Origin of the sequence: Adlercreutzia rubneri (assembly GCF_009755265.1) — a bacterium.
GTDB lineage: Bacteria > Actinomycetota > Coriobacteriia > Coriobacteriales > Eggerthellaceae > Adlercreutzia > Adlercreutzia rubneri.
Window position 1 is genome coordinate 15003 of the sequence record NZ_WPOO01000015.1, and the last position, 21232, is coordinate 36234.

General features: G+C 65.8%; 17 protein-coding genes and 1 tRNA gene. 17 read left to right on the forward strand and 1 reads right to left on the reverse strand.

Translation table 11 applies throughout. From position 1 onward, the window contains the following. The first annotated feature begins 44 nt into the window (after positions 1–44). Positions 45–2087 (forward strand): Na+/H+ antiporter, encoded by a 2043-nt coding sequence (locus GO707_RS08750; RefSeq protein ID WP_335878776.1) that lies wholly within the window; start codon positions 45–47, stop codon positions 2085–2087. 68 nt (positions 2088–2155) lie between these two features. On the opposite strand, the gene trpS is transcribed toward GO707_RS08750, so the two are convergent. Next, complete coding sequence (gene trpS / locus GO707_RS08755) at positions 2156–3214, reverse strand: tryptophan--tRNA ligase (RefSeq protein WP_157012811.1); 1059 nt, start codon at positions 3212–3214, stop codon at positions 2156–2158. Positions 3215–3409: 195 nt separating this feature from the next. Here trpS and GO707_RS08760 point away from each other — a divergent pair. The 16 genes from GO707_RS08760 to GO707_RS08835 all read left to right on the forward strand — a co-directional run bounded on the left by GO707_RS08760 (position 3410) and on the right by GO707_RS08835 (position 21160). After that, positions 3410–3484: transfer RNA gene (locus GO707_RS08760), tRNA-Val, on the forward strand. A 73-nt stretch (positions 3485–3557) separates the two neighbouring features. Next, positions 3558–4832 carry a chloride channel protein gene (locus tag GO707_RS08765; protein WP_227070169.1) on the forward strand — a complete coding sequence of 425 codons (1275 nt, stop codon included), beginning with the start codon at positions 3558–3560 and terminating at the stop codon, positions 4830–4832. Positions 4833–5272: 440 nt separating this feature from the next. Beyond that, positions 5273–5734 (forward strand): NUDIX domain-containing protein, encoded by a 462-nt coding sequence (locus GO707_RS08770; RefSeq protein WP_157012812.1) that lies wholly within the window; start codon positions 5273–5275, stop codon positions 5732–5734. 156 nt (positions 5735–5890) lie between these two features. Beyond that, entirely contained in the window at positions 5891–8083 is a 2193-nt protein-coding gene (locus tag GO707_RS08775; RefSeq protein WP_157012813.1) for an ABC-F family ATP-binding cassette domain-containing protein, read from the forward strand. Between the two features lie 158 nt (positions 8084–8241). Next, positions 8242–8703, forward strand: a complete 462-nt coding sequence (locus GO707_RS08780) for a tRNA (cytidine(34)-2'-O)-methyltransferase (RefSeq protein ID WP_157012814.1) — start codon at positions 8242–8244, stop codon at positions 8701–8703. Then, positions 8704–10500: a cation:proton antiporter gene (locus GO707_RS08785; RefSeq protein ID WP_157012815.1), complete on the forward strand. Its 1797-nt coding sequence runs from the start codon at positions 8704–8706 to the stop codon at positions 10498–10500. A 73-nt stretch (positions 10501–10573) separates the two neighbouring features. Continuing rightward, entirely contained in the window at positions 10574–12031 is a 1458-nt protein-coding gene (locus tag GO707_RS08790) for a helix-turn-helix domain-containing protein (RefSeq protein WP_306506396.1), read from the forward strand. A gap of 254 nt (positions 12032–12285) precedes the next feature. After that, the gene (locus GO707_RS08795; RefSeq protein ID WP_232325747.1) at positions 12286–14193 is read left to right on the forward strand and encodes a flavocytochrome c; all 1908 of its coding nucleotides are present in this window, start codon (positions 12286–12288) and stop codon (positions 14191–14193) included. Between the two features lie 141 nt (positions 14194–14334). Then, positions 14335–15015, forward strand: a complete 681-nt coding sequence (locus tag GO707_RS08800) for a site-2 protease family protein (protein WP_157012817.1) — start codon at positions 14335–14337, stop codon at positions 15013–15015. Between the two features lie 15 nt (positions 15016–15030). Beyond that, on the forward strand, positions 15031–15822 hold the full coding sequence (locus GO707_RS08805) for a segregation and condensation protein A (protein ID WP_022739663.1): 792 nt from the start codon (positions 15031–15033) through the stop codon (positions 15820–15822). 6 nt (positions 15823–15828) lie between these two features. Further along, the gene (gene scpB / locus GO707_RS08810) at positions 15829–16809 is read left to right on the forward strand and encodes an SMC-Scp complex subunit ScpB (RefSeq protein WP_198161063.1); all 981 of its coding nucleotides are present in this window, start codon (positions 15829–15831) and stop codon (positions 16807–16809) included. 10 nt (positions 16810–16819) lie between these two features. Next, positions 16820–17647: a pseudouridine synthase gene (locus tag GO707_RS08815; protein ID WP_157012818.1), complete on the forward strand. Its 828-nt coding sequence runs from the start codon at positions 16820–16822 to the stop codon at positions 17645–17647. Positions 17648–17937: 290 nt separating this feature from the next. Beyond that, entirely contained in the window at positions 17938–18762 is an 825-nt protein-coding gene (gene panB, locus GO707_RS08820) for a 3-methyl-2-oxobutanoate hydroxymethyltransferase (protein WP_022739666.1), read from the forward strand. A 10-nt stretch (positions 18763–18772) separates the two neighbouring features. Continuing rightward, positions 18773–19624, forward strand: a complete 852-nt coding sequence (panC, locus tag GO707_RS08825) for a pantoate--beta-alanine ligase (RefSeq protein WP_114549692.1) — start codon at positions 18773–18775, stop codon at positions 19622–19624. A gap of 3 nt (positions 19625–19627) precedes the next feature. After that, on the forward strand, positions 19628–20026 hold the full coding sequence (gene panD / locus GO707_RS08830; RefSeq protein WP_157012819.1) for an aspartate 1-decarboxylase: 399 nt from the start codon (positions 19628–19630) through the stop codon (positions 20024–20026). A 189-nt stretch (positions 20027–20215) separates the two neighbouring features. Beyond that, positions 20216–21160: a ketopantoate reductase family protein gene (locus GO707_RS08835; RefSeq protein WP_157012820.1), complete on the forward strand. Its 945-nt coding sequence runs from the start codon at positions 20216–20218 to the stop codon at positions 21158–21160. Positions 21161–21232 lie beyond the last annotated feature (72 nt).

The following is a 21232-nucleotide window of genomic DNA, read 5'->3' on the forward strand; positions in this document are numbered from 1 at the left end:
ATATCTTATTCGCCCATTGCCGACACCCAAAAGGAGATGCAGTTGTGGAAGCGCTGACCCTCGGTCTGCTCCTGCTCGTCGCCGTCTTGGCGTCCTCGCTCATCGACCAGATTATCCCGCGCGTCTCGCTTCCGCTCATCCAGATCGTCATCGGGCTCCTCATTGCCGTTGTGGCCGGCGGCGAGGTGGAGGTGACGCTCGACCCGGAGCTGTTCCTCGTCATGTTCATCGCGCCTTTGCTCTACGACGAGGCGAAGCACGCCGACAAGCAGGCGCTCTGGCGCGAGCGCAAGCCCGTGCTCTCCCTGGCCATAGGCCTCGTGGTGGCCACGACGCTCGTCATCGGCTTCCTGCTGAACGCGTTCGTGCCCTCCATTCCGCTGGCGGCGGCCTTCGCCCTGGGCGCGGCCTTGGGCCCCACCGACGCCGTGGCGGTCTCGTCGCTTTCGAAGCAGGTGGACATCCCGAAGCGCCAGGCCTCCATGTTGAAGGGCGAGCTGCTCTTGAACGACGCCTCGGGTATCGTGTCCTTCCAATTCGCCATTGCCGCCGTGGTCACGGGCGCCTTCTCGCTGATCGATGCCAGCGTCGATTTCCTTGTTGAGTTCGTCGGCGGCCTTACCCTCGGCGTTCTCCTGGGCCTGCTCGGCAACTGGGTCGTCAAGCGCGCCCGCTCCATCGGTGTGGAGAACACGAACTTCCACGTGCTCTTCGAAGTGCTCATTCCCTTCCTCATCTACCTGGTGGCCAACGTGTGCCACGTCTCCGGCGTCATCGCCGTGGTGGTGGCCGGGCTCATCAACGTCACGTCCCCCAAGGGGGTCATCGGGCCTTCGGTCTCGCGCATGAACATCGTCTCGGGCAGCGTGTGGCACGTGCTCACCTATGCTCTGAACGGCATCGTGTTCGTGCTTCTGGGAACCCAGCTTCCTTTGGCCATGCAGGATACGTGGGAGAACGTGCGCATCACGAACTCCACGCTCATCCTGCTCGTCTTCGGGCTCACCTTCGTGCTTCTGGCCACGCGATTTCTGTGGGTGCTCGCCATGGATCTCTACCATGTGCGTCGCGACGAGAAGCGCCGGTTCGGGAAAGGCGATTTGCGCAGCGCGCTCATCACGACGTTTTGCGGGGCCAAGGGCACCATCACGCTCTCCATCATGTTCTCCATTCCCACCTATGCCGTCTACGGGCCGCCCAACGTGCCCTTCCCCCAGCGCGAGCTGCTGATCTTCCTCGCCTGCGGCGTCATCGTGTGCACGCTGCTTCTGGCCACGTTCGTCGTGCCGCTTCTGGCGCCGGCGCGCGACAAGGGGGAGGAGGAGCTGCGCCGCATCGACCAGGACGCCGCCACCACCATGGATATCATGCGCGAGGTCATCGAGATGCTGACGGCCCAGCAGACGCGGGAGAACCGCGCGGAGACCCAGGCGGTCATTCGCTCCTACAACGACCGCCTCGCGCGCATCAAGGCCAACAACGGCATCGAGAGCGAGATGAACGTGGAGCTGCGCGTTCAGGCCCTTATGTGGGAGTACGAGCGCGCCATGGAGCTGATGGAGCGCGGCGTCGTCTCCGGCGTGGTGGCCTACCGCTACATGGGGCGTCTCGAGCAGGCCATGCAGCTTCTGCAGCACGGCAAGGGGCACGGCACGTTGAAGCGTTGGAACGGCCGCTTCCGGGCGCTGTGGCACCGCGGCGTGCGCGCGGTGCTGCGCGAGCTGCCGGGCAACACGGAGCTGGCCGAGCAGACCGAGGAAATGCGCTGGCTGCAGACGGCCACGCGCACCTATGCCGTGGAGCATTTGGAAGCGGCCGTCGCTTCCAGCCAGGTGCCCACCGAGGACGCAGCGGCGGTGCTCGTGGAGTACCAGCGCTCGGTGGCGGCGCTGCACGATGCGCGGCCCACGGTGACCTCGGTCATTAAGGCCGGCGACCGCACCGAGGACATCAAGCGCAAGGCCTATACCTTCGAGCTGGAGCAGATCCAGAGCGCCTACGAGGACGACCGGCTCTCCCGCGCCCATGCCCAGCGCATGCGCGAGAGCGTCCAGCTCATGCAGATGGATCTGGAGGACTCCGTATAGAAAAACGGCGCCCCCTCCGCTAAGGGGACGCCGTGGTCGCGCGGTATCGATAAGCTTGCCCGCGGCGGCTAGTACACCATGCCCATGGCCTCGCGCACCTCGTCCAAGGTGGTGTTGGCGATCTCGTTAGCGCGGCGGTTGCCCTCATGCAGGATCTCGCGCACCATCTCCGGCTGGCCTTCCAGTTCGCGGCGACGCTCGCGGATGGGGGCCAGATACGCGTTCACCGACTCGGTCACGTAGCGCTTGAGGGCGCCGGCGCCGTCGTTGCCGATCTCCGCCGCGATGTCCTGTTCGGTGCGGCCGGTGGTGAGCGCCGCCGTGGTCAGCAGGGCCGACACGCCGGGGCGGTTCTCCTTGTCGAAGGTGATCATGCGCTCGGAGTCGGTCTTGGATTTCTTGATGAGCTTGGCGGTCTCCTCCTCCGTGGCCGACAGGGCGATGGCGTTGCCGTAGCTCTTCGACATCTTGCGGCCGTCGAGGCCGGGGATCTCAACCGCGTCGGTGAGAAGTCCGTGGGGCTCGGGGAACACCTGTCCATAGCGTTCGTTGAAGCGGCGGGCGATCTGGCGGGTCTGCTCGATGTGGGGCAGCTGGTCCTTGCCGACGGGCACGACGTTGCCCTTGCAGAACAGGATGTCGCAGGCCTGGTGCACCGGGTAGCTGAGGAGCAGCCCCGTGAGCGCGTGGCCCGAGGCCTCCTGCTCGGCCTTCACTGTGGGGTTGCGCATGAGCTCGGATTCGGTGACGAGCGACAGGAAGGGGAGCATGAGCTGGTTTAGGGCGGGCACGGCGGAGTGGGTGAAGATGATGGTCTTCTCCGGATCGATGCCGCAGGCCAGATAATCGATGACCATGTTGTGCACGTTGTCGGCGATGTTGGCCGTGGTGTCACGGTCGGTGATGACCTGGTAGTCGGCGATGATGATGCGGGTGGTGACGCCGGCGTTCTGCAAGGCGACGCGCTCGCGGATGGTGCCGAAGTAGTGGCCCATGTGCAAGCGCCCCGTGGGGCGGTCGCCCGTGAGCATGGTGTATTTCTCGGGGTGTACGGCCAGATCGGCCTTGATCTCGTCGCTGATCTTCTTGGAGGCGAGGAAGGTGTCACTCGTCAAATCGCTTGCCATGGGGGCGGATCCTCTCTTTCTCGTGCGCCGTTTCAGGGTGGGCGGCTTCGGCACTGAAAGCGCGGGAAGAGCCGCCAAACGGTGGAATTGTGAATATGTTGGGATAGTATACAAGATTCCCCCTTGCGCGCGCCGCGGAATCCGTGTAGTATATACAGCCGTCGCAAGTCACCCAGTGAATTGCGAAAACCCTTCGGTCGCTTGGCTCAGCGGGAGAGCATCGCCTTCACACGGCGGGGGTCACAGGTTCAAATCCTGTAGCGACCACCATAAACAGCAGGCCCCTCCTCGGAGGGGCCTTTTTCGTATCCAAAGAGCTTTTCGCCCGGGAAAGGAAGCCGTCGTGAAACGGATTGCGTTTGCTGTGGTGACCGTGATGCTCGGAGCTTGCGCCGGGGCGTTTTGCTGGGCGTTCTTCTTTCTCATGAACGCGGGCCTCGATCTTTTGTGGGTGAAGGCGCCGGCGTGGCTGGCGGCGATAGGGATGCCCGCTGTCGTGTACCCGCTTGCCTTCTGCGTTGTGGGCGGCGTTGCCATTGGATTGTTTCAAAAGAACGTGGGGCCGTACCCCGATGATATGAACACGGTGCTCGCCGAGGTGAAGAAAACCGGGCGCTATGAGTATCGGCATCTGGGCGCTATGTTCGTTGGCGCGCTTCTGCCGCTTTTGTTTGGCGGCAGCATCGGGCCCGAGGCCGGCCTCACCGGCGTGGTGGCGGGGCTTTGCAGCTGGGTGGGGGACCGACTCAAGTTCGTGGGCGCCGAGATGCGCGAGCTGGCGAACGCGGGCACGGCGGCCATTCTGTCGACGATCTTCTCGGCCCCGTTGTTCGGCCTGGCGGCGCCGCTGTTCGGCTATGCGGACGATGCCGACGGGCGTCGGCATGGGGGCGGCGCGTCCGCTGCGACCGTGGTTTCCGCGCCCCAGGTTTCCAAACCGGTCAAAACGGCGGTGTACCTACTCTCCGTGGCCGGGGCGCTGGGGGCGTTCATGCTGCTCAACGAGGTGGCTGGCGGCGGTTCGGGGCTGCCGCACTTCTCCGCCATGGCCGTGGGGACATCCGAACTCGCCTGGGCACTTCCCGTCGTCGCGCTCGGCGCCTGCGCCGGCTGGCTCTTTCATGGCTTCGGCTGGGCCGTGGGCAAGCTGTCCGCGCGGCTCGGCGATCGCGTCGTAGTGAAGGCGGTCGTTGCCGGCGCGATACTGGGAGTTCTCGGGATCTTCCTCCCCTTTACCCTGTTCGCCGGCGAGGCCCAGACCGAGATGCTGGCGCAGCAGTGGACGGCCCTCGGTGCTGGGGTCTTGCTCGCGACGGGGTTTCTCAAGGTGCTGGCCAGCCAGGTGTGCCTCGGACTCGGTTGGCGCGGCGGCCACTTTTTCCCGCTCATCTTCTCGGGGATCGCCATCGGCTATGCCGCCGCCGGGCTCTTTGGCATCGACCCGGTCTTCGCGCTCTCTGTCAGCACGGCGGCCCTTCTGGGCGCCGCTATGCGCCAGCCGCTAATGGTGGCCTTGCTGCTCATCCTGTGCTTTCCCGCGAAAGCCGTTGTCTTCGTCCTTGCCGCTGCGTGCTTGGGCGCCGCCGTTCCGGTTCCGAAGGCGTTCTCTCGGGTTTGATTCTTGGCCCGGGCGGCGCTCCTTGTCGGGTTTGATTCTTGGCCCGGACGACGCTCCTTGCGACCGTCTTCTGGTTTCGTTCCTCGTCGCCTCGTATTCCGATCGCGATGTTAGCTTTCTATGGATGGCGTTTTTCGCAGTCGATAAGATCGGGGAGCTGTAGACGGCTTCGGTCGACGAGCTGTAGGCGGCTCCGGTCGGCGAACCGCCGGCAAAATGCAGCAAATCTCGAGTTGTAAGCGTCTGTTCTCTCGGAAACTGCTTCATTAGATGCTGGGGATATCGCTATTCGTTAATTCTGTCTTTTCTAGACGCTTATAACTCGAGATCTCGTGCAGAAAAGCAGCACTTCGTGAACCGAAGGAGGTCGTGCGCAGGAATCGCGGGGCTCTCTGCTATGGTACGGAGGTGTTTGGAATAACCTACTCGAGGAGGCGGCCGTGGGGCACGCGCAATATGATACTGATGGGTTCGATCAAGCCGCGGCGTCGAGGCCGAGGGAGCGCGTTGCGGTAAAAGGCTGCATCTTCAAGGACGGCCGCATGCTGTTCCTGTTCAAGCCCGATGCGGCGCGCCGTCTCAGCATCGCGCCCGATCTCGAGGAGGATCTTCCGGGGGGATGTGTGGAAGCGGGCGAGAGCTGGCAGGAGGCGCTGGTGCGCGAGGTGCGCGAGGAGACCGGTCTGGAGATCGAGGTCGGCGAGCCCTTCGACGCCTGGACGTTGCGCGCCCCGGGGCGACGGATTCTCGGCGTCGACTTCGTTTGCCGCTGGCGCTCCGGCGACGTGCGCCTGAGCCATGAGCACGAGTCCTTCGCATGGCTCACCCTGGAAGAAGTGGAGGCGAAGGGCTGGGAGGCGGAGCCCGTCTACCGGAAGGCCTTCGAATTGGTTGAGGCATGAGGGGGTGCGGACGGTTCCCGATAAGCCCAACAGCCGTTTTCAGAAGTACCGGAAGGCATAGCGGGGCGCATCGTTTCTCGGATGCGTTACACTATGCAGTTGGCAAAAGCGGGGCGGCTTGGCGTCGTCCCTCGACGACTGATTCGGGAAGCGCTTATGGTCCTGCAAACTGAACATCTTTCGAAATCCTACGGCGGTCGCACGCTGTTCCACGACGTGACGTTCCGCTTGGAAGAGTACGACCGGCTGGCGCTTGTGGGCCCTAACGGCGCGGGCAAGACGACACTGCTCAACATCATCTCCGGCGAGGACGATCCGGACGAGGGCCGCGTGCTCTTCGCCAAGGGCGCGCGCGTGGGCTATCTTGAGCAGGAGGCCATCGAGATGGGCGACCTCCCCGTCTTCGAAGAGGTCATCTCGTCGCAAACCGAGGTGCTCGAAGCCGAGCAGCGCCTGCACAAGCTGGAGGCGGAACTGGGCGCGAACCCCACGGAAGCGCAGCTGGCGGCCGTGGGCCGGGCGCGGGATGCCTACGAGATGCTCGGCGGCTACTCTCTGGAGTCGAAGGTGCGAAGCGTGTTGTTCGGCCTCGGCTTCACCGAGCGCGACATGACCCGCTCCACCACCGAGTTCTCCGGCGGTTGGCAGATGCGCATCGCGCTGGCGAAACTGCTCATCCGCAATCCCGAGGTGCTCTTGCTCGACGAGCCGACGAACCACCTGGACTTGGAATCGGTGAAGTGGCTCGAGGGCTTTCTGCGCGGGTATGCCGGCACGGTCATCGTCGTCTCCCACGACCGCGCCTTCATGGACAACATGGTAGACCGCGTGGCGGAAATCGACAACGGGGAAGTGAACCTGTACAAGGGCAACTACTCGAAATACCTGGTGGCACGCGAGGAGCGCTTGGAGCGCATCAAGGCAGAGCGTGCGAAATCGTTGGAGGAGATCGCGCACCTGCAAGCCTTCGTCGACCGCTTCCGCTACAAGGCCACCAAGGCCAAGCAGGCCCAGGAGCGCGAGCGGCGCATCGAGAAGATCAAGGAGACGCTGCCGGTCATCCCCGAGGAGAAGAAGACGGTGCACTTCAACTTCGTGCAGCCGCCGCGCACGGGAGATGAGGTGGTGCGGGCGCGCGGCCTCGTGAAGCGCTACGGCGACCACACGGTGTACGACGGCATCGACTTCACGATGTACCGCGGCGACAAGGTGGCGCTCGTGGGCCCCAACGGCGCGGGCAAATCCACGCTCTTGAAGATGATCGCCGGGGTGGAAAAGCCCGATGCGGGCACCATCGACTATGGCGTGAACGTCGATCTCACCTACTACGCCCAGCACCAGCTGGAAGAGCTGCACGCGGGCAACACCGTCTTCGAGGAGCTGGATCATGCCGCGCCCGGCTGGTCCATCTCCCAGGTGCGCAGCCTGCTGGGCGCGTTTCTGTTCACGGGGGACGCCGTGGACAAGAAAGTGTCGGTGCTCTCCGGCGGCGAGAAGGGGCGGCTTGCCCTGGCGAAGATGCTCGTGGCCCCCAAGCCCCTGCTGTGCTTGGACGAGCCGACCAACCATCTGGACATCTCCAGCGCCGACGTGCTTGAGCAGGCCCTGCAGCACTTCGACGGCACCATCCTGTTCATCACCCACGACCGGCACCTCATTCGCGGGGTGGCCAACCGCATCGTGGAGGTGAAGGACGGCCAGATCACCAACTACGAGGGCGACTACGACTACTACCTGTACAAGTCGGGCCAGCTCGATGGCGACGTGGACGCCGACCGCTCGGTGGTGGACGAGGCCCTGGCCGATGCGGGCATCCACGGGAAGGGGAGCGGCGCGGCCCCCGAGAAGCGCCGCGCTGGTGCGGCGGCCCCCACGAAGATCACCGTGAACCGCCGCCGCGACCGCCAAGGCTCGAGCTCGACGGCTGCTCGGGATGGTTCCGTAGGGGCTGACCTCGGTCAGTCCTCCGCAGCTGTCAAGGGCTCCGGGGTCACGCCGGCCCCCAAGGGCGGTGATGTGCAGCTCACCGCGCCCAAAGGCAGCGCGCCGAAGACCAAGGAGCAGAAGCGCCGCGAGGCCGAGGCCCGCAACCGCGCCTACGCGGCCCTGAAGAACCACCGCAAGCGCATCGCCCAGCTGGACGAGCAGATGGAGCGAGACAACGCCCGCATGGAGGAGCTGCTTGCCATGATGGCCGACCCCGACTTCTACGTGAACGAGGATGCCTCCTCCGACGCCATCGCCGAGCATGCCAAACTGAAGCAGCGCCTGGCCGCCGCCGAGGAGGAGTGGTTCACCCTCACTGAGGAGCTGGAAGCCGAAATGGCCCGCCAACAGGAGCGGGCTTAGGGGATCCCTCCGGTTCGGGCTGCGGGGTACCGTTCAGTCGCTCAGACAGTCCTCGCTCGGCGGAAATGCCCACTGGGCATTTCCGTTCGCTGCGGAACTCGCTTGGTGAACGGCACCCCGCATCTCGAACCTGCTCTACCAACTATGAAAGGGTTGCAATGTTGAACATTGTTCTTGTGGAACCGGAGATTCCTCAGAATACGGGGAACATCGCTCGCACGTGCGCGTGTGTGGGGGCGCGGCTGCATTTGGTGGAGCCGATGGGGTTTCGGCTGACGGAGAAGAACTTGCGCCGGGCCGGTTGCGACTACTGGGATGATGTCGAAGTGGTGCGATGGCCCTGCGTCGAGGCGTTTCTGGAAGCCCATGGCGAAGATGAGCTGCATCTGTTCACGGGGCAAGCTTCGTGCGGCTACCGCGATGTCGTCTACGGGCCGGATGCGTTTCTGCTGTTCGGGCGCGAAAGCCGCGGGCTCGACCAAGGGCTCATCGACCGTTTCGCCGACTGCTGTCGCCGCATCCCCATGCGCGAGGGAGCCCGCTCGCTGAACCTTTCCAACGCCGTCGCCATCGCCGCCTACGATGCCTTGGCCCAGCGGAGCTTCCCGGGGTTGGTGTAGATGGAGACCTTCGAGCTGATCCTATTTCTGCTGACGGCGGTCATCGCCTCCAGCATTCTGGACAAGTTCCTGCCGCCGCTGTCGCTGCCGCTTGTGCAGATCGCCCTCGGCGCCGCGCTCGCGCTGGCGGTGCCCACGCCGTTGGAATGGGGCATCGATCCGGAGTTGCTGCTCATCCTGTTCATCGCGCCTCTGCACTTCAACGAGTCGCGCCACGTGGACTCCGGAGCCCTGTGGAAAAACCGCTGGGGCATCGCGTCGCTTTCCGTGGGGCTTGTTTTCGCCATCGTTGCTGCCTGCGGGGCGACGTTGCACGCGCTTTTGCCCGCCGTGCCCCTGGCGGCTGCCTGCGCGCTCGGCGGCGCCATGGGATCCACCGATGCCGTGGCCGTCACGGCGCTGACCCACGACCGCCGGTTCGGCCGCCGTCACGAGGCGCTGCTCAAGGGCGAGGCCCTGTTCAACGACGTGACGGGCACCGTGGTGTTCCAATGCTGCCTGACGATTCTGGCCACGGGATCGTTCTCGCTTTTGCACGCGGGCGAGGAGTTCGCCCTCGATCTGTTCGGCGGCTTCTTCGGCGGTCTTGTCATGGGGCTTCTTGCTTGGGGCCTTCTGCAGGTGCTGCGGCGCACGGGACTCGACAACCCCACGCTCCACGTGATGCTGGAGCTGCTTTTGCCCTTCGTCATCTATCTGGCGGCGAAATCGCTGCACATCGGCGCGGTCATCGCCGTGGTGGCTTCGGGGCTTATGCTGTCCCTACTGCCCCAGCGCCACACGGCTGCCACGGCCCGCACCAAGCTGCAGGCCCAAAGCGTGTGGACGACCTTGGAGTTCGTGCTGAACGGGATCATCTTCGTCGTGCTGGGCATGCAGCTGCCGCGCCTTCTGGAACCGGCGGCCGAGGGGAGCTTGGGCGATCCAGCGACGCTGCTGGGCGTCGTGGTGGCGCTGACTCTCGTGTTGGAAGGGGTGCGCTTCGCGTGGCTGCTCGCCATGGACGTGAGGGCTGCGGCCGCTCGGGGCGACGGCGTCCGCAGTTGCTTTGCGCCCGAGGCTCTGCGCGGCACGCTCGCCATGGCACTGGCCGGCGCCAAGGGCGGCATCACGCTTTCCCTCATGCTGACGCTGACGGCGAGTGCGGCGCTTTCTGCCGCGGGCCGGGCCACGCTCGTCTCCATCGCCTCGGGCATGATCGTGCTGACGTTGGTGTTGGCTGATTTCGCGGTGCCGGCGCTTACGCCCTCGAAGCGTTCGGCGAAGCGCACCCGCGATCGGGTGGACGCCGAGATCGACCTCGCCCTGGGCGTGATCGCCTCCATCGAGGCCGATGCGCATCTCACTGGAGCGGTGAAGGGCGCTGTCGCCGACGCTGTCGATGAGCCGGCCACGGTCGTCGTCATGCACCGCTATGCCGAGATGCTGGAAGATCTCGCGCCCGCGGCATCGCCCGCGGCGGCGGCCCGGGCCCGTGCGGAAGTCGCTCGGGTGCGCGGCCTTTACGATCAGCTGGACGACATCGCCCGCAGAGCGGCGCGGTGGGACGAGAGCGAGGACGACATGGAGGAGGGCCCAGACGATCGCCCGAGCTCACGTTCCTCGGCTGCCCCCAGCCTGTCCGACCAGTTCCATCAGATGCGCGAGACCCATGACGCTGTGGAGGACGTGCAGGCCCAAGCCCTCGTCCGCGAGCTGCAGCTCATCAAGGCCATGGTCGCCGATGACTCCATCGACGCGGCCCATGCCAAGGACCTGCGCAATGACGTCTACATCCAGCAGCTGGTACTCGACTAGCGCTTTCTCCTATTTGCCCAGATGGGAGCCGAGTCGGTATAATGGCGCAGATGACGTAGCGCAAGGAGGGAATGTGGGCATCGGAGAACAGGGGTCGGCGAGGGACCGCGCGACGGACAGTGCGGCGGCTGGTAAGGAGCGCCGGCCGGCCGTGCTGCGCAATTTCGACATTTCCTACATCGGGGTGTGCGCGCCGCAGATATGGATCTACTGCATCGCCCATCGCAGCGACGGGGCCCTCGGCGAGGTCGCGTTGGGCGTGCCTTTGTATTTGGCCCTTTCGGCGACGATGGCCGTCGTTATGATGCTGGTGCTGAGGGGGTGCGTGCCGAGTCTCCGGCGCCTCGCGTGGCCCTTGGCCGTTGTGCAGGGGCTTGCCAGCGTCGCTTTGGTGGTGCCGCTGCTCCCAGCATCACCCTCAGCTTCGATCTTTTATGCGGTCGCCGCCGCGCTCGCGGGCGCGGGCGTCGCGTGGCTCTATCTGCAATGGGCGCCGTTCTTCGCCAGCTCGGGAGCCAAAGATGTCATCGCCTGCGTGTTCATCGCCATGGCGGTAGGTTCCGCGTTGAAGGTGCCCCTCGATATGCTGCCGGCTCCCGCTGCGGCCATCGTGCTGGCGCTGCTTCCGGCCGTCTCGGTGGCCCTCGCGCGCCGCGCCGATGCCCGCCCCGTGCCCGCAGGGCGCGCGCCGCGCATGTTCCACGAGGTGAATCCCACGGCGATTCCCTGGAAGATTCTCTTCGGCGTGGCCGTCTACAGCTTTGCCATTGGGGCCGTGAAGGGTGTCCCCGTGCAATCCGACCCCGTGCCCTTCGTGGCGCTCACCGTTGTGCACCACGGCGTCGAGATCGTTCTTGCCGCAGCCATGCTGTGGTGGGTGCTCGTGCGCGGGCGGCTCATTAACTTCTCGGGGCTGTGGCGCGCCGTGCTGCTGTTCACGGCGGCGGCGCTGTTCTTTCTGCCCGTGGCCGGCCCCGCGGCCGTGCCCTGGTTGCTTCTCGGCGCCGGTATCGCCCAAACCCTCGTGGTCATGCTGCTGTGGGCAATGCTCGCCGATGTGGCCCACCATTCCACGGCCTCGCCCCTCGTGATCTTCGCCTCGGGATGGCTCGCCTACTCGCTACCCTTGGCCCTGGGCGAGACGGCGGGCGCGCTCCTCGGGCAGTTGGAATCTCCTGCGATTGCCGTGACGGTGCTGGCCTATGTCGTCACGGTGACGGTGGTGCTGGCCTTGAACGACAGCGCCTTCGCGCAGCGGCGCATCTTCGCCGATCTGGACGTCGCCGCTCCGGTGCCTGCGGTCTTCGAAAGTTTGGATGCGGGCTGCGAGCGCCTCGGCGCCGAGTGCGGCCTCACGGTGCGCGAGGTGGAGGTGCTCCAGATGCTCGTGAAGGGCCGTTCCAAATCTTATATCGCCGAGACGCTGTTCATTTCCGAGAACACCGTGCGATCCCATTCGAAGCACATCTACCATAAGCTTGGCGTTCACTCCAAGCAAGAGGTGCTCGACTTGCTCGGTCTTGGCGACTGAGATGCCGCCCCGCATCGTCCCCCCCGGCCGCCACGGTGCGGCCTTTTCCTTCGACAACGCTTTCGGGTTTTGCCCGTATTCTCAATGAACTGGGGAAACGTCCGTATCACCCCCTTCGTGTCATAGGGGTTCTCCGCGAAAACACACCGTTCGTGTACTAGTCCGCCCGCCGGGCCGGGCCCTAGGATGGCCTCATCGGCGGCGAGCAGACGGCTCAACCGCCCAAGGACATAGGGAGACCCGAGGAGGACACCATGAGCACTATGATTCAGAACCCCAACGAGATCGAGGCCTTCACGCGTCGTCAGCGCGCCCTCGCCCGTATCCATCGCAACATCACGGAGAAGTTCCAGCTGAACCGCCGCCAGTTCATCAGCGGCAGCCTCGCCACCATGGCGCTCGCCGCGCTCGGTCTTTCCGGTTGCGCGCCGAAGACCCCGGCGGCCTCCACGGGCGATGCCGCGCCGGCCTTCACTCCCGGCACCTACGAGGCGACCGCTCAGGGCCGCAACGGCGAGATCAAAGTGTCGGTGACCTTCGAGGCCGACCGCGTCGCCTCCATCGAGGCCGACCACATGGAGAGCCGCAACATCGGCGATGCCGCCGTGCGCCTTCTGACCGACAACTACCTGGAGACCCAGAAGCTCTCCGTCGATACCGTGACCGGCGCCACCCTCACCTCCATGGCCTTCGCCACGGCCGTGGCCGAGTGCGCCGAGGCCGCGGGCGCCGACATGCGCGCCATCATGAAGGGCGACGCCTCCGTGAACGCTGCCGAGCCCATAAGCGATGAGGCCGACGTGGTCGTCATCGGCTCCGGCGGCGCGGCGCTGGCCGCCGCCGTGACGGCCGCCGAGGCGGGCAAGTCCGTCGTCATGCTTGAGAAGATGGACATCTACGGTGGCAACACCAACGCCGGCGAGGGCACGCTGAACGCGCCGGATCCGGAGCGCCAGGAGCCCATGGGCATCGAGGACTCGCCGGACTTCTACTACACCCAGACCTTCGAGGGCGGCGACTCGGCGGGCGACCCGGCCCTCGTGCGCATCCTCGCCGACAACGCGCTGGACGCCGTGCACTGGATGGAAGACCACGGCCTTGTCTACGAGAAGGAGGTCTTCACGGCCATCGGCGGCCTGTGGCAGCGCGGGCACGCGGTCGAGGTCGAGCGCAAGGGCGAGCAGGGCGGCAGCTACTACGTCTCCTGCCTGATGGACGCCGCCCAGGCCACGGGCAACTTCACCCTGTACACCGATGCGAAGATCGAAGAGCTCATCGTGGAAGGCGGCGCGGTCGTAGGCGTGCGCGGCACCCGTCCGTCCTCCGGCGAGGCCGTGGAAGTGCGCGGAAAGTCCGTGGTGCTCGCCACGGGCGGCTATTCCCGCAACGCGGAGCTCGCCATGCAGTACGACAAGCGCGTGACCGAATCGATGCCCTCCTCTAACGTGTGCTCCTCCACCGGCGACGGCCTGGCTTTGGCCGAGGCCGCCGGCGCGGGGCTGCGCAACATGGAACTCGTGCAGATTCACCCCTTGGGCGACCCGCAGAACGGCGGCGTGGCCACCTTCGTGGGCAACTGGCTGGGTGTGGAGGACTACGTGATGGTCAACGACGATGCCGTCCGCTTCGTCCGCGAGGACGAGCGCCGCGACACCATCGCCGATGCCATCCTGGAGCAGCCGAACGACGAGATGTGGCTTCTGGTGGATTCCACGAACATCAAGGACGACCGCTTGGAGGAGATCGCCGACCTGGTGGCGAAGGGCCACAGCTTCAAGGCCGACACCATCGAGGACTTGGCGACCCAGATCGGCGTGGATCCCTCGACGCTCGCCGAGACCATCGAGGGCTACAACGCCTGCGTGGCCGCCGGCAAGGACACGCAGATCGCGCCCGGCAAGGAACTTTTGGGCGACGCGGTGTCCGATCCCTCCTTCTACGCCTCCAAGCGCATCCCGACCATCCACTACACCATGGGCGGCGTGTGCATTAGTCCCGAGGCGCAGGTGCTCACCGCTGCGGGCGAGGCCATTCCCGGCCTGTTCGCCGCTGGCGAGGTGACCGGCGGCGTGCAGGGGGCCAACCGCCTGGGCGGCAACTCCTACACCGATCTGATCGTGTTCGGCCGCATCGCCGGCGCCTCGGCCGCCGCTGCCGCCTAAGATCCCTGCGCCCCTCCTCTTTTGAGCCCCGCGACGTCCCCCTCCCTCCGTCGCGGGGCCCGCTGTCGTTCATCGGCGGTTTCTGTGGGTTTGGAAAGCGGCGCGATGATGAGGGCGCGCGGTGCGCTACACTTATGCGCTATGGTTAACATTCCCTACATCATCTGCTCGGTGCTGAGCTTCATCCCGGCCCTCGTGCTGCATGAGGTGGCCCACGGCTTTGCGGCCTACAAGCTGGGCGATCCCACGGCTAAGCGCTCCGGACGCCTTTCGCTGAACCCGCTCAAGCACATCGACCCCTTCGGCACGGTCATTCTGCCGCTTCTGCTCATGGTCATGGGCTGGCCGGTGTTCGGCTACGCGAAGCCGGTGCCCTACAATCCGCGCTACTTCAAGGACCCGCGCCGCGACGACGTCATCGTGGGCTTGGCCGGCCCGTCCGCCAACCTCGCCATGGCCGCGCTCGCCGCAGCGGTGGCCTGGGGCTGCTCGGGGCTCGTCGCCAACCCCGCCTTCGCCAACAACGAGCTGTTCGCCTACTTCTACGTGATGTTCTTGCCCACGTTCGCTCTCATCAACCTGTACCTTATGTTCTTCAACCTGCTGCCTATTCCGCCGCTGGACGGCTCCTCCATCTTCGCCATCCTGCTGCCGCCGAAGTACCTGCCGAAGTACTACCAGATCCAGCAGTACGCCTTCCCCGTGTTCATGATCGCCATCGTGGTGCTGCCCTACGTGTTCAACTTCAACCCGTTCTCGTGGTATCTGGGGGTCACGGCCGGCAATCTGTTCGATTTCATGTTCCCGCCGTTTTTCTCCTAAGAGACGGCGCCGCCCATGTCCTACAAAGTCCGCATCGACAGCTTCGAGGGCCCCTTCGACCTGCTGCTTTACCTCGTGAGCCGCCAGAAGGTGGATATCGGCGCTATCTCCATCACCGAGATCGCCGACCAGTACCTCGCCGAGGTGTCGCGCATGGAGACCCTCGATCTGGACGTGGCGAGCGACTTTTTGCTGGTGGCCTCTACGCTGCTCGAGATCAAGGCCCAAAGCCTCATCCCGCGCGAGCGCGACGAGCTTGACGACGACTTGGCGGAGCTCGCGCCTTCCGAGGCCCGCGATATGCTGGTCGAGCGCCTCATGGAATACAAGAAGTTCAAGAACGCCGCCGCGGTGCTCCACAACCGCTTCATAGCCGAGGGTCGCATGCACACGCGCCCCTTCGGCCCCGATGCCGACTTCCTCGGCCTCATGCCCGACTTCCTGGAAGGGGTGTCGCTGGACGCGCTGGCCTACCAGGCGGCCGCGGCCCTGGCCCGCCGCGAGGTGTTCCTGCTGGAAAGCGAGCACATTGCCGCCAAGCCCATTCCCGTGGAGGTGCACGTGCGCGCCATTCATCAGCGCATTCGCACGGCCAAGCACCTGCGTTTCTCGCAGCTTGTGGGCCCGGGCACCCCCAAGGATGTGGCGGTAGTGACGTTTCTGGCCATCCTCGAGCTGTACAAGCGCGTCATGGTGAGGCTCGAGCAGGACGAGCTGTTCGGCGATATCGCGATCGACTACATCGAGGGTTCGGGCGATTTGCGTTTGGAAGGCGACGACGCCCTCACGTCGGTGGGGGAGGAGTAGAGGCACATGTTTCAAGGATTGCAGGAAGACCAGCTGGCGGGCGCCCTGGAGGCGATGCTCTTCGTGACCGACGAGCCCGTGGGTACCATCGCGCTTGCCGAGATGCTCGAGTGCGAGGTGGGCGCAGTGGAGGCGGCGCTCGTGCGGCTACGGGACGATCTGGAGGCCCGCGGCTCCGGCATCCAGCTGCGCGAAGTGGCCGGCGGCTGGCGTTTGTTCACGCATCCGGCCTACCACGAGCTCATCGAGAAGTACGTGCTGTCCTGGGACACGCGCAAGCTTTCCGCGGCGGCCATGGAGACGCTGGCCATCGTGGCCTATACCCAGCCGGTGACCCGTGCCGGGGTGGCCTCGGTACGCGGCGTGAACTCCGATAGTTCCATCAACTCGCTGGTGGAGAAGGGGCTCGTGCGCGAGGTGGGTACAGAAGACGCGCCGGGCAACCCGGTGCTCTACGGCACGACTCGGGGCTTTCTGGAGAAGTTTGGTCTGCGCAGCCCTGCCGACCTGCCCGATTTGGCCGATTTCGCGCCCGATGCGGAGACGCGTCGGCTCATCACGGAGCGGTTGTCGGCCACGCGCAAGGACGCGGTTGTCTCCGACGAGCAGGCCCGCACCATGGCCCGCGCGCTCATGGGGGAGGACTTCGAGGCCGACGACGGCGAGGCCATGCTAACTGACGAGGAGCTGGCCCAGGGCACGGATGCGGCGGCCGAGGTGCTCGCGGACGCCCTGGAGGAGGAGCGCGGTGAGGAAGCGGCAGCGATAGCAGCTGGTCGAGCGAAGATCGAGGACGACGAGGCTGCCGAGGCTGCTGGGGGTGGAGAGGATGCCGGAGCTGCCCGTATCGCCGTGCCCGGCGCTGCCGCCGACGCGCTCGGCACCGCAGACGCCGACGCCATGTTCGCTCGCGCCATCGCATCCACGCTAGGCGTCGTCGACAAGATCGACTTCGACTCCCTCGTCTTCGAGACCGACGACGAGTAGGTCCCCTGCCATGGCCGAAATGAGGTTGCAGAAGTTTCTGGCCCGGGCCGGGGTGGCCTCGCGGCGCCATGCCGAGGAACTGATCGTGGCTGGTCGCGTGACCGTGAACGGCGCGCGGGTGACCGAGATGGGCGTGAAGGTTGATCCTGCTGCGGACATGGTGGCCGTGGACGGCGCGCCCGTCGCGCTGCCCGAGGAGAACGCCACGTTCCTGCTGCACAAGCCCGCCGGCTATGTGACCACCATGAGCGATCCCCAGGGACGTCCCACCGTGGCTGCGCTCATGGCCGACGAGCTGCTTGCCCATCCGGGGCTTTTCCCCGTGGGGCGGCTGGACACCGACACCACGGGGCTTCTGCTGTTCACCGACGACGGACAGCTGGGCCATGGCCTTCTGCACCCGCGACGCCATGTGGAGAAGACGTATCTGGCCCTGGTGGAAGGGGTGCCCGACGCGGGCGACGTGCGGCGCTTGCGCGAAGGGGTTCTGCTGGATGACGGCCCCACGCTGCCGGCGGCCGTGCGCGTGCTCGAGGGCGCCGACGCCTGCCGGGCCGCGCAGCTTATCGGCGAGGGGGCCGGAGCCAGCGGGTACCGCCAGCGCCACGGGGGCAAGCGCGGCCGCGACGCGCTGGCCGCCAGGGGATCTTACGTGGAAGTGCGCCTGCGCGAGGGCCGCAACCGCCAAGTGCGTCGCATGCTGGAAGCCGTGGGGCATCCGGTGATCGCCCTGCACCGCGAGGCCTTCGGCCCGCTCGTCCTGGGGGATCTGCCCCGGGGCGCCTCGCGTCCGCTCGCGGAAGAGGAAGTGGCGCGCCTCAAGGAACTCGCGTCCTAGCCCGGATGCCGGCGAGGGCTTGGTTTGGCCCATGTTCCGGCGTCTGCGAGTATCTGAGCCGATCCGCGTCCCGGCGCGATCCGCGACGCGCGCCAACGTCGACCTCTTGTCGGGGCGCGGGTCGCAGCCGGCTTTCTTATAGATCGCAAGAATGGCAGTATCGGCAAATCTGATCGAAATCACCAACATTTTGGGATGCCGCGTCGGCGTCAGCGCTTATAATACGCGCCAGTGAAGGATACCGTTGCACCCGGGAAGGCTCGGGGCGACAGGATCGAAAGGAAGTAACCATGAGTGTTACCGTATCGACGTTTCTCAAAATGAAGGCCGAGGGCAAGAAGATCTCGATGATCACCGCCTACGACTACACCACGGCACGGCTCGTGGACGAGTCCGGCATTGATTCCATCCTCGTCGGCGACTCGCTCGGCAACGTCATGCTCGGTCTGGGCGACACCGTATCGGTGACGATGGAGGACATGATCCACCACGGGGCCGCTGTGGCCCGCGGCACGAAGAACGCGCTCGTCGTCGTCGATATGCCCTTCATGTCGTATCAGTCCAGCGTCTACGACGCGGTGGTGAACGCCGGCCGCCTCATGAAGGAGGCGCGCGCCAACGCCGTGAAGCTGGAAGGCGGTGTGGAAGTGGCGGACCGCATCCGTGCCATCGTCGACTGCCAGATCCCCGTGTGCGCCCATATCGGGCTCACGCCCCAGGGCATCAACGCGCTGGGCGGCTTCAAGGTGCAGGGCAAGACGGCCGATTCGGCCCGCAAGCTTCTGGAGGATGCCCATGCCGTGGAGGAGGCCGGCGCCTTCGCCGTGGTCCTCGAGGCCATTCCCGCCGAGCTCGCCGAACGCGTGTCGGCGGAGCTGACCATCCCCACCATCGGTATCGGCGCCGGCGCGGGCTGCGACGGCCAGGTGCTCGTGAACCAGGACATGCTCGGCATGTTCCACGACTTCACGCCGAAGTTCGTGCGCCGCTTCGCCGAGGTGGGCGACGTCATGCTCGAGGCCTACCGCGCCTACGACGCCGCTGTGAAGGACGGCTCGTTCCCCGCCGCCGAGCACACCTACGCCGCCCCCGCGGGCGTGCTGGAAAACCTCTAGGAGGCCGGCCATGGAGATCATTCGCACTGTTGCGGACATGAAGGCCCGCGCGGCCGCCTGGAAGGCCGAGGGGCTCTCCATCGGGCTCGTGCCCACCATGGGGTCGCTGCACGAGGGCCACGAGAGCCTCATGGACGCCGCCCGCGCGGCGAGCGACCGCGTCGTCGTCTCGGTATTCGTCAACCCCATCCAGTTCGGACCGGGCGAGGACTACGAGGCCTACCCGCGCGATCTCGAGCGCGATGCGCGCATCTGCGAGCGCCACGGCGTCGACGTCGTCTTCCACCCGGAAGTGGACGACATGTACGCCCCGGCCCACAACACCTTCGTGGTCATGGAAACGCTCACCGACTCGCTGTGCGGCGCCTCGCGCCCGGGGCACTTCCGCGGCGTGTGCACGGTGGTCACGAAGCTCTTCAACATCGTGCAGCCGCATCGCGCCTTCTTCGGGCAGAAGGACGCCCAGCAGCTCGCCATCATCAAGCGCATGGTGGCCGACTTGAACATGAACGTGACCGTCGTCGGCTGTCCCATCGTGCGCGAGGCCGACGGTCTGGCCAAAAGCTCGCGCAACGCCTACCTGAGCGCGGAGGAGCGCCAGGCGGCTCTCGTGCTGTCGCGGGCCATCTTCGCCGGGAAGGCGGCCGTGGAGGCGGGGGAGCGCGACGCCGCGGCGCTCAAGGCGCTCATGGGCGGCATCATCGAGGCCGAGCCGCTCGCGCGCATCGATTACGTGGAAGTCGTCGACGGTGTGACCATGCAGCCGACCGACGCCATCGGCGCCATGGCGCTCGTGGCCATGGCCGTCTACATCGGGAGCACGCGCCTCATCGACAACTTCCTGTACGAGGAAGGGGAGTAGCCCATGCTGCTGAACGTCCTGAAGGGGAAGATCCACCGCGCCCGGGTGGTGCAGGCCGAGCTTGACTATGTCGGCTCCATCACCGTGGACGCCGAGCTTGCCCGCGCGGCGGGCATCTTGGAGTACGAGAAGGTGCAGGTCGTCGACATCGACAACGGCAACCGCTTCGAGACCTACGTCATCGCCGGCGAGCCGGGAAGCGGCATGATCTGCGTGAACGGCGCGGCGGCCCACTGCGTGGAGCCGGGGCACAAGGTCATCATCATGTGCTACGCGCAGATGACTCCCGAGGAGTTCGCCGATCCCGACAACGCCCCGCGCGTGGTGTTCGTGGATGACGACAACCGCATCGCCCGCGTCACCCGCTACGAGAAACACGGACGTTTGGAAGATATGCAGTAGCGACTCCTCGGGGGGCGGGACCACGGGGCACCTTGATTCGCTCAGACAGTCCTCGATGGTATCGAAGGCCCAAGGTCGCCTTTTCCCTGCGTCGTTGCGCCTTCGATACCATCTGCGGAACTCGCTCGGTCAAGGCGCCCCGTGTTCCCGCTGCGCATTGCCACCGTTGAATATAGCAAGGAGGCTCTTATGAGGCCTATTGAAAATGTTGCCATTGTCGGGTTCGGGTCGCTGGGGGCCATGTATGCCGGCTGCTTCGGGGCCGCCATGGGGCCCGAGCGCGTTTTCGTGGTCGCCGATACGGCCCGCACCGAGCGCTATCGCGCCGAGGCCGCCACGTTCAACGGCGAGCCCATCCGCGTCACCTATCTGACCTACGATGAGGCTGCCGAGCGCGCCGCGGAGGAACCCTTCAATGTCGTCTTGTACGCCGTGAAGTACGGCGCACTGCCCGAGGCCATCGAGCAGTCGGCGCCGCTCATCGGCCCCGATACCGCCATCATCTCGGTGCTCAACGGCGTCACGAGCGAGGAGGTGCTCGCCGAGCGCTTCGGGTGGGATCGCGTCCTTTTGTGCGTCGCCCAGCAGATGGACTCCCGCAAGGTGGGCGCCACGGTGACCGCCGGCTGCGTGGGCGTGATGGCCCTGGGCGTCCACGATGCCGAGGACGCGGCCCAGCGGGCGAACCTCGAGCGCGTCACGGAATGGCTCACCGCCATCGACCAGCCCTTCATCACGCCGGATGACATCCGGCACCAGCTGTGGGGCAAGCTCATCTGCAACGTGGGGGTGAACCAGGCCTGTGCCGTCTACGACTGCTGCTTCAGCGGCATCCACGCACCCGGCGAGGCGCGCGAGGCCATGATCGCCGCCATGCGCGAGGTGGCGGCGGTGGGTCGGGCGGAAGGCGTGGATCTCACCGAAGAGGACGTGGCCTACTGGCTCGACATCATCGACCACTTGAACCCGGAGGGTCTGCCGAGCCTGCGCCAGGATGTGCTGGCGCGCCGTCCCACCGAGGTGGAGCTCTTCTCGGGCACCATCAACCGCCTGGGCGCGGCCCACGGCATCCCCACGCCGCAAAACGAGCGCTTCTACGCCGCCATCAAGGAACTCGAAAGCTCCTTCTCGTAGGGGCGAACCTCGATTCGCCCTCGTCAAGCACGTTGATCTCGCCTGAGAGGAGCGACCAAGGTCGCCCCCTAC

What these genes read in the sequence shown, in the direction of transcription:
- GO707_RS08780 (WP_157012814.1), top strand. Translation starts at nt 8,242, where the DNA reads ATGTTGAACATTGTTCTTGTGGAACCGGAGATTCCTCAGAATACGGGG.
- scpB (WP_198161063.1), top strand. Translation starts at nt 15,829, where the DNA reads ATGTTTCAAGGATTGCAGGAAGACCAGCTGGCGGGCGCCCTGGAGGCG.
- GO707_RS08800 (WP_157012817.1), top strand. Translation starts at nt 14,335, where the DNA reads ATGGTTAACATTCCCTACATCATCTGCTCGGTGCTGAGCTTCATCCCG.
- GO707_RS08815 (WP_157012818.1), top strand. Translation starts at nt 16,820, where the DNA reads ATGGCCGAAATGAGGTTGCAGAAGTTTCTGGCCCGGGCCGGGGTGGCC.
- GO707_RS08835 (WP_157012820.1), top strand. Translation starts at nt 20,216, where the DNA reads ATGAGGCCTATTGAAAATGTTGCCATTGTCGGGTTCGGGTCGCTGGGG.
- panC (WP_114549692.1), top strand. Translation starts at nt 18,773, where the DNA reads ATGGAGATCATTCGCACTGTTGCGGACATGAAGGCCCGCGCGGCCGCC.
- trpS (WP_157012811.1), bottom strand. Translation starts at nt 3,214, where the DNA reads ATGGCAAGCGATTTGACGAGTGACACCTTCCTCGCCTCCAAGAAGATC.
- GO707_RS08805 (WP_022739663.1), top strand. Translation starts at nt 15,031, where the DNA reads ATGTCCTACAAAGTCCGCATCGACAGCTTCGAGGGCCCCTTCGACCTG.
- GO707_RS08785 (WP_157012815.1), top strand. Translation starts at nt 8,704, where the DNA reads ATGGAGACCTTCGAGCTGATCCTATTTCTGCTGACGGCGGTCATCGCC.
- panB (WP_022739666.1), top strand. Translation starts at nt 17,938, where the DNA reads ATGAGTGTTACCGTATCGACGTTTCTCAAAATGAAGGCCGAGGGCAAG.
- panD (WP_157012819.1), top strand. Translation starts at nt 19,628, where the DNA reads ATGCTGCTGAACGTCCTGAAGGGGAAGATCCACCGCGCCCGGGTGGTG.
- GO707_RS08795 (WP_232325747.1), top strand. Translation starts at nt 12,286, where the DNA reads ATGAGCACTATGATTCAGAACCCCAACGAGATCGAGGCCTTCACGCGT.
- GO707_RS08775 (WP_157012813.1), top strand. Translation starts at nt 5,891, where the DNA reads ATGGTCCTGCAAACTGAACATCTTTCGAAATCCTACGGCGGTCGCACG.